This is a genomic window from Streptomyces sp. NPDC005070 (genome assembly GCF_053600395.1).
Genome location: NZ_JBSFZS010000242.1, coordinates 1 through 5,866, shown reverse-complemented (window position 1 = coordinate 5,866; position 5,866 = coordinate 1). Strand labels below are relative to the sequence as shown.

4 protein-coding genes and 1 pseudogene are annotated in these 5,866 nt (G+C 72.9%); 1 reads left to right on the top strand and 4 read right to left on the bottom strand.

Annotated features, from left to right (window positions below; all coding sequences use genetic code 11):
• Positions 1-99 precede the first annotated feature (99 nt).
• Positions 100-1,533 (bottom strand): dihydrolipoyl dehydrogenase family protein, encoded by a 1,434-nt coding sequence (locus ACWEBX_RS36675; protein ID WP_451889073.1) that lies wholly within the window; start codon positions 1,531-1,533, stop codon positions 100-102.
• A gap of 119 nt (positions 1,534-1,652) precedes the next feature.
• Here ACWEBX_RS36675 and trxA point away from each other — a divergent pair, with 119 nt between their 5' ends.
• On the top strand, positions 1,653-2,066 hold the full coding sequence (trxA, locus tag ACWEBX_RS36670) for a thioredoxin (RefSeq protein ID WP_451889072.1): 414 nt from the start codon (positions 1,653-1,655) through the stop codon (positions 2,064-2,066).
• Positions 2,067-2,135: 69 nt separating this feature from the next.
• Here trxA and ACWEBX_RS36665 read toward each other — a convergent pair whose 3' ends face one another.
• The 3 genes and pseudogenes from ACWEBX_RS36665 to ACWEBX_RS36655 form a co-directional block, all read right to left on the bottom strand.
• Positions 2,136-3,572 carry an aldehyde dehydrogenase family protein gene (locus ACWEBX_RS36665; RefSeq protein WP_451889074.1) on the bottom strand — a complete coding sequence of 479 codons (1,437 nt, stop codon included), beginning with the start codon at positions 3,570-3,572 and terminating at the stop codon, positions 2,136-2,138.
• Positions 3,573-3,596: 24 nt separating this feature from the next.
• Positions 3,597-4,805 (bottom strand): 4-hydroxybenzoate 3-monooxygenase, encoded by a 1,209-nt coding sequence (locus ACWEBX_RS36660; protein ID WP_451889071.1) that lies wholly within the window; start codon positions 4,803-4,805, stop codon positions 3,597-3,599.
• A gap of 131 nt (positions 4,806-4,936) precedes the next feature.
• Positions 4,937-5,776 (bottom strand): annotated as a pseudogene (locus ACWEBX_RS36655) (substrate-binding domain-containing protein); the annotation flags it as partial.
• Positions 5,777-5,866: the final 90 nt, after the last annotated feature.

Below are 5,866 nucleotides of genomic sequence, written 5' to 3'. Positions count from 1 at the left end.
TGCTTGCCGTAGCCGCTCAGATCCAGCGCGTACGTCAGGTAGTTCTTGGTGTCGGGGGTGTCCCGGTCGGTGATGTTGGCGAGCTGGAGGACGTCCGGCTCACGCGTCCCGGTACGCCTCCAAGAGCCTCAGCCAGACCTCGCTGACCGTCGGGTACGACGGGACGGCGTGCCACAGGCGTTCGACCGGGACCTGGCCGACGACGGCGATGGTCGCCGAGTGGATGAGTTCACCGACGCCGGGACCGACCAGGGTGAGACCGAGGATGATCTCGCGGTCGAGGTCGACGACCATGCGGGCCTTGCCCCGGTAGCCGTCCGCGTACAGTCCGGCGCCGGCCACCGAGGTCATGTCGACGTCCACGGCCCGGACCCGGTGACCGGCCTGCTCCGCCTCCGCGAGGGAGAGGCCCACGGCCGCCGCCTCCGGGTCGGTGAACACGCACTGAGGGACGGACGCGTGGTCGGCGGTGGCGGAGTGCGCGCCCCAGGGGTCCGTCTCCAGGAGCGGCACGCCCGCGGCACGGGCGGCGATGGCGGCACCCGCGATCCGGGCCTGGTACTTGCCCTGGTGAGTGAGCAGCGCGCGGTGGTTGACGTCGCCGACCGCGTACAGCCAGTCGCTGCCGGCGACCCGGAGGCTGTCGTCGACCTCGATCCATTTGCCCGGCTCCAGGCCGACCGTCTCCAGGCCGAGGTCGTCGGTGCGAGGCGCGCGGCCGGTCGCGAACAGGATCTCGTCGGCCTCGAAGCGTTCACCGGTGTCCGTGAGGGCGACCACGGCCGAGTTCTCGCGCGAGACGGCCGTCACCGAGATGCCGGTGCGGACGTCCGCGCCCGCCTCGGTCAGGGCCTCGGCGACCAGTTCTCCGGCAAAGGGCTCCATGCGGGGCAGCAGGCCCTTGCCGCGGACCAGAAGCGTGACCCGGGAGCCGAGCGCCTGCCAGGCCGTGGCCATCTCGGCGGCCACGACCCCGCCGCCCACCACGATCAGCCGTCCGGGCACGGCGTGCGCGGAGGTGGCGTCGCGGCTCGTCCACGGCTTGACCTGGGCGAGGCCCGGGAGGTCGGGGAGCAGGGCGCGGGTGCCGGTGCAGACCGCGACCGCGTGCCGGGCGGTCAGCAGGCGCCGTTCGCCGTCGGGCCCGTCGACCGTCACGGTGCGCGGTCCGGCGAGCCGGCCGTGTCCGCGGTGGAAGTCGGCGCCGATGCCGTCCAGCCAGGCGAGCTGGCCGTCGTCCTTCCAGTCCGAGGTGAAGTAGTCGCGGTGGGCGAGCACCGCGGAGGCGTCGAGGGGGCCTTGTACGGCGGCGGACAGGCCGGGTACGCGGCGGGCGTCGGCGCGGGCGAGGGCCGGGCGGAGGAGGGCCTTACTGGGCATGCAGGCCCAGTACGAGCACTCGCCGCCGACCAGTTCGCTCTCCACGACCGCGGTGGAGAGGCCGGCGGCGCGGGCGCGGTCGGCGACGTTCTCCCCCACGGGTCCGGCACCGAGCACCACGACGTCGTAGGCGATGGATTCCGTTTCCGTCATGGGGCCAGTCTGGTTGTTGGTGTGCGCCGTGGCCACACGGGTACGCACCCGGAATAGGCCCCCGGTGGGTGACGTTGTGCTGACCTGCATGACCCGGACACGAGGAAGAGGGAAGTGGAATGAGCAGCACCGTTGAGCTCACCAAGGAGAACTTCGACCAGACGGTCACGGACAACGAGTTCGTCCTGATCGACTTCTGGGCGGAGTGGTGCGGGCCGTGCCGTCAGTTCGCCCCGGTCTACGAGAAGGCCGCCGAGGCCAACCCGGACCTGGTCTTCGCCAAGGTCGACACGGAGGCGCAGCCGGAGCTGGCCGCGGCCTTCGAGATCCAGTCGATCCCGACCCTGATGATCGTCCGCGACCAGGTCGCGATCTTCGCCCAGCCCGGGGCGCTGCCCGCCGCCGCCCTGGAGGACGTCATCGGGCAGGCCCGGAAGCTGGACATGGACGAGGTCCGCAAGTCGGTCGCGGCCCAGCAGGCCGCTGCCAAGGAGCAGGGCACCGGCGCCGAGCAGGCCAAGGACGCCGAGTAGGTCCTCGGCGCGCCGCGCCGCCGGTTGCCTGTGGAAGCCGCCGTTCTCCCTGGAAGCCGCCGGTTCCCCCTAGAAGGGGTAGCCCGCCACGTCCCCGCGCACCGTCGTCCACCGCAGGTCGGTGAAGGCGTCCAGGTTGGCCTCGCCGCCGAAGCGGGCGCCGGTGCCGGAGGCGGCCGTACCGCCGAAGGGTGCGACGGCCTCGTCGTTGACGGTCTGGTCGTTGATGTGCGCGATTCCGGTCGGGACGCGTTCGGCGAGGTCGAGGCCCCGGGCGGTGTCCCGGGTGACGATCCCCAGGGCCAGGCCGTACGGTCCCGCCGAGGCCAGGGCCGCCGCCTCGTCGAGGGTGCCGAAGGAGCGGACCGGGGCGACCGGGCCGAAGACCTCCTCCGCGTACGCCGGGGTCGTGTCGTCGACTCCGGCGAGGACGGTGGGCCGGTAGAAGAGCCGGTCGTGCGTGCCGCCTGCGGCCAGCTTCGCGCCGCCTGCGGTGCTGGACTCCACCAGCCCGTGAATCTTGGCGAGTTGGGCGTCGTCGATGATGGGTCCGAGGTGGACCTGTTCGCGGTGCGGGTCGCCGACGGCGAGCGAGTCGGCCTTGGCGGCGAGCCGTTCGACGTACTCCTCGTACAGCGAGGCGTGGACCAGGTGACGGCCGGTGGTCATGCAGATCTGCCCCTGGTGGAAGAACGAGCCCCAGGCGGCCGTGGAGATGACCGCCTCGATGTCGGCGTCCTCCAGGACGACCAGGGCCGAGTTCCCGCCCAACTCCAGGTGCGCGCGCTTGAGATGACGTCCGGCCGCCTCGCCGACCGCGCGTCCCGCGGCGGTCGAGCCGGTGAAGGAGATGACCGGGATCAGCGGGTCGGTGACGAGGGCGCGGCCGGCCTCGGGGCCCCCGGGCAGGACCTGGAGCAGCCCGTCGGGAAGTCCCGCCTCGGCGAAGACGGCGGCGAGCGCGAGGCCGCCGCACACGGCCGTGCGCGGATCCGGCTTCAGGACGACGCCGTTGCCGAGCGCGAGCGCCGGGGCGACCGAGCGGATCGAGAGGATCAGCGGCGCGTTGAAGGGCGCGATCACGCCCACGACGCCGACCGGGACGCGGCGCGTGTACGACAGCCGCGGGGCCTCCGACGGCAGGATCTGGCCCGTCGGGCGGGAGGCGAGGGCGGCCGCCTCGTAGCACTCCTGGGCGGCAACGTGCAGCTCGAAGTCCGCCTTGCCGGGGATGGAGCCGGACTCCCGCACGATCCAGTCGCGCAGCTCGTCGGCGTGCGCGGCGAAGAGATCGCCCGCCCGGCGCAGTACGGCGGCGCGGACGAAGTGCGGGGCCCTGGCCCACTCTGTCTGTGCGGCGCGTGCGGTCCGCGCGGCGCTCGCGACGTCCTCGGCGGCGGCGAGGGTGACCGTGCCGAGGCTCTCGCCGGTGGCGGGTTCGGTGACGGTGTGCTCATCGCCCGAGAGGGGGCGGGACTGCCAGGTCGTGGGGTCGAGCAGCGGCATGTCGGCTCTCCGATCGGTCACTGATCACCAGCGGGACTCCGCGGACTCCTGCGGCTGGGGGGCCAGCGGAAGTCCCGTGTAGTTCGCTGCCAGTTCGGCGGCGGCGGAACGCGATGCCGTGATCCGGCGCAGTCGCGCGAGCTGCATCCGGTGTTCGAAGGCATCGCCATTTGGTTGAGCGTGCAACATCTTAGTCATGTCGTACGAGAATCGTGTGGCCTGCCACACACGTTCGAGGGCCGTCCGCGAGTAGCCGTCCAGGAGGTCCGTCGAACCGGTGCGGTGCAGTCCGGCGAACGCGCGGGCCAGGAGCCGTACGTCCGACACCGCGAGGTTGAGTCCCTTGGCGCCGGTCGGCGGCACGATGTGGGCGGCGTCCCCGGCCAGGAACAGCCGCCCGTGGCGCATCGGCTCGTGGACCCAACTGCGCATGGGGGTGACCGACTTGGCGGTGACGGGTCCGCGCTCCAGCCGCCAGTCCCCGTCGACCGCGAAACGCGCGGCCAGTTCGTCCCAGACGCGCTCGTCGGGCCAGTCGCCGGCGTCGGTGCCGTTCGGGACCTGGAGGTAGAGCCGGGAGACCGACGGGGAGCGCATGCTGTGCAGGGCGAAGCCGGTGGCACCCCGGGCGTAGATCAACTCCTCGCAGGAGGGCGGCACATCGGCGAGGATGCCGAGCCAGGAGTACGGGTAGTCGTGCCCGTACGAGCGGCCCGTCCCGGCCGGGAACGCGGCGCGCGCGACGCCGTGGCCGCCGTCGCAGCCCACCACCCAGTCACAGTCCAGCGTGCGTTCGCGTCCCTCGTACGCGAACCGCACGACGGGCGAGGCGCTGTCCGGCTCCTCCACGGCGAGTGCCTCGGCCTCGAACAACAGGGGTGGCCCGTCCGCGAGTTGGAGGGCGACGAGATCCTTCACGATCTCCGTCTGGGCGTAGATCGTGACGGTCCGGCCACCCGTGAGCCCGGGGAAGTCGATGTGGTGGCGCTCGCCCTCGAAGCGCAGCTCGATCCCGTGGTGGACCAGGCCCTCGGCGTCCAGCCGCTCGCCCGCTCCGCATTCGCGCAGGGCGTCGACCGTGCCCTGCTCCAGCATGCCGGCCCGCTGGCGGTGCTCGACGTACGCGCGGTCCCTGCTCTCCAGGACGACACAGTCGATCCCCGTCCGGTGCAGCAGCCGGGCCAGCAGAAGTCCTGCAGGGCCCGCGCCGATGATGCCGACCGTGGTCCGCATGACGCTCCTCCGGTGTCCGATACCGCCGGGTCCGAGGTCCGGCACGGGACCGCCCCGCCGAGCACGGGCCGGGCGAACAGGCTCGGTGTCGCGTGGCGGCGACCGTCTGCCTGCTGCGGCACCAGCCTCTCTCAGCTCGACGCGCGGTGCACCACTCGTGCGCCGAGTACCTCGTGCGTCTCGGGCTCGGTGCCCGGTTCGCGGACCACGCGGTCGACCAGCTCGGCGAGGTCGCGGCCGGAGGGCAGATCGAGGTGCACGGTGCTCAGCCGGGGCCGCAGCAGCCGGCCGAGCATGAGGTCGTCGGCGCCGACGACGGCGGTCTCGTCCGGCACGGCGACGCCTTCGTCCTGGAGGGCGCGCATGAGGAGCATCGCGTACTCGTCGTTGTAACCGAAGACCGCGTCGAGACCGAGGGTGCGCCAGCGCGCCGCGAGCCGGGCCGCGGCCTCCTCCTCGTACGCCAGCGGCAGTTCGGTCACCGTCGCGTCCGTGCCGCGCACGGCCCGCCGGACGCCGTCGAGGCGAGGCCTGGAGAAGATCTCCAGGCCACTGTCCCCCGGCATCACCACACCGATGCGGCGGCGCCCCCCGGACAGCAGATGGACACCGGCGCAGTGGCCGACCCGGTCGTGGTTCATGAGCAGCGCGTGGGCGCCCTCGACCCGTTCGGGGCCGAGGGTGACCACGGCGCGGGCGCCCGCCCGCTTGAGGACCGCGACACCCTGCGGGCCGAGACCGCTGCCGGGCACCAGGACGGCGACCGGGCGCAGCTCGGCCCAGGCGCGGGCGGCCTCGTCTCCGCGCAGCCCGACGCTGCCGTACTGCACGACCGTGTAGTCGAGCCGCCCCAGCTCGGACTGGAGTTCGGCGAAGAACCGGTGGTAGAGCGGGCCCACGGGGGCGGTCGGGGCGGGCATCAGCACCATGCGGCTGTGTCCGGCGCGCAGACTGCGGGCGGCCGCGTGCGGCGGTCGCGCGGGGTGTGGGAGGCGTGGATGCCGCCGTTCAGGATGGTCTGGAGGCGGTCGGAGATGTCGGCGTAGTCGTCGAAGCCGAGC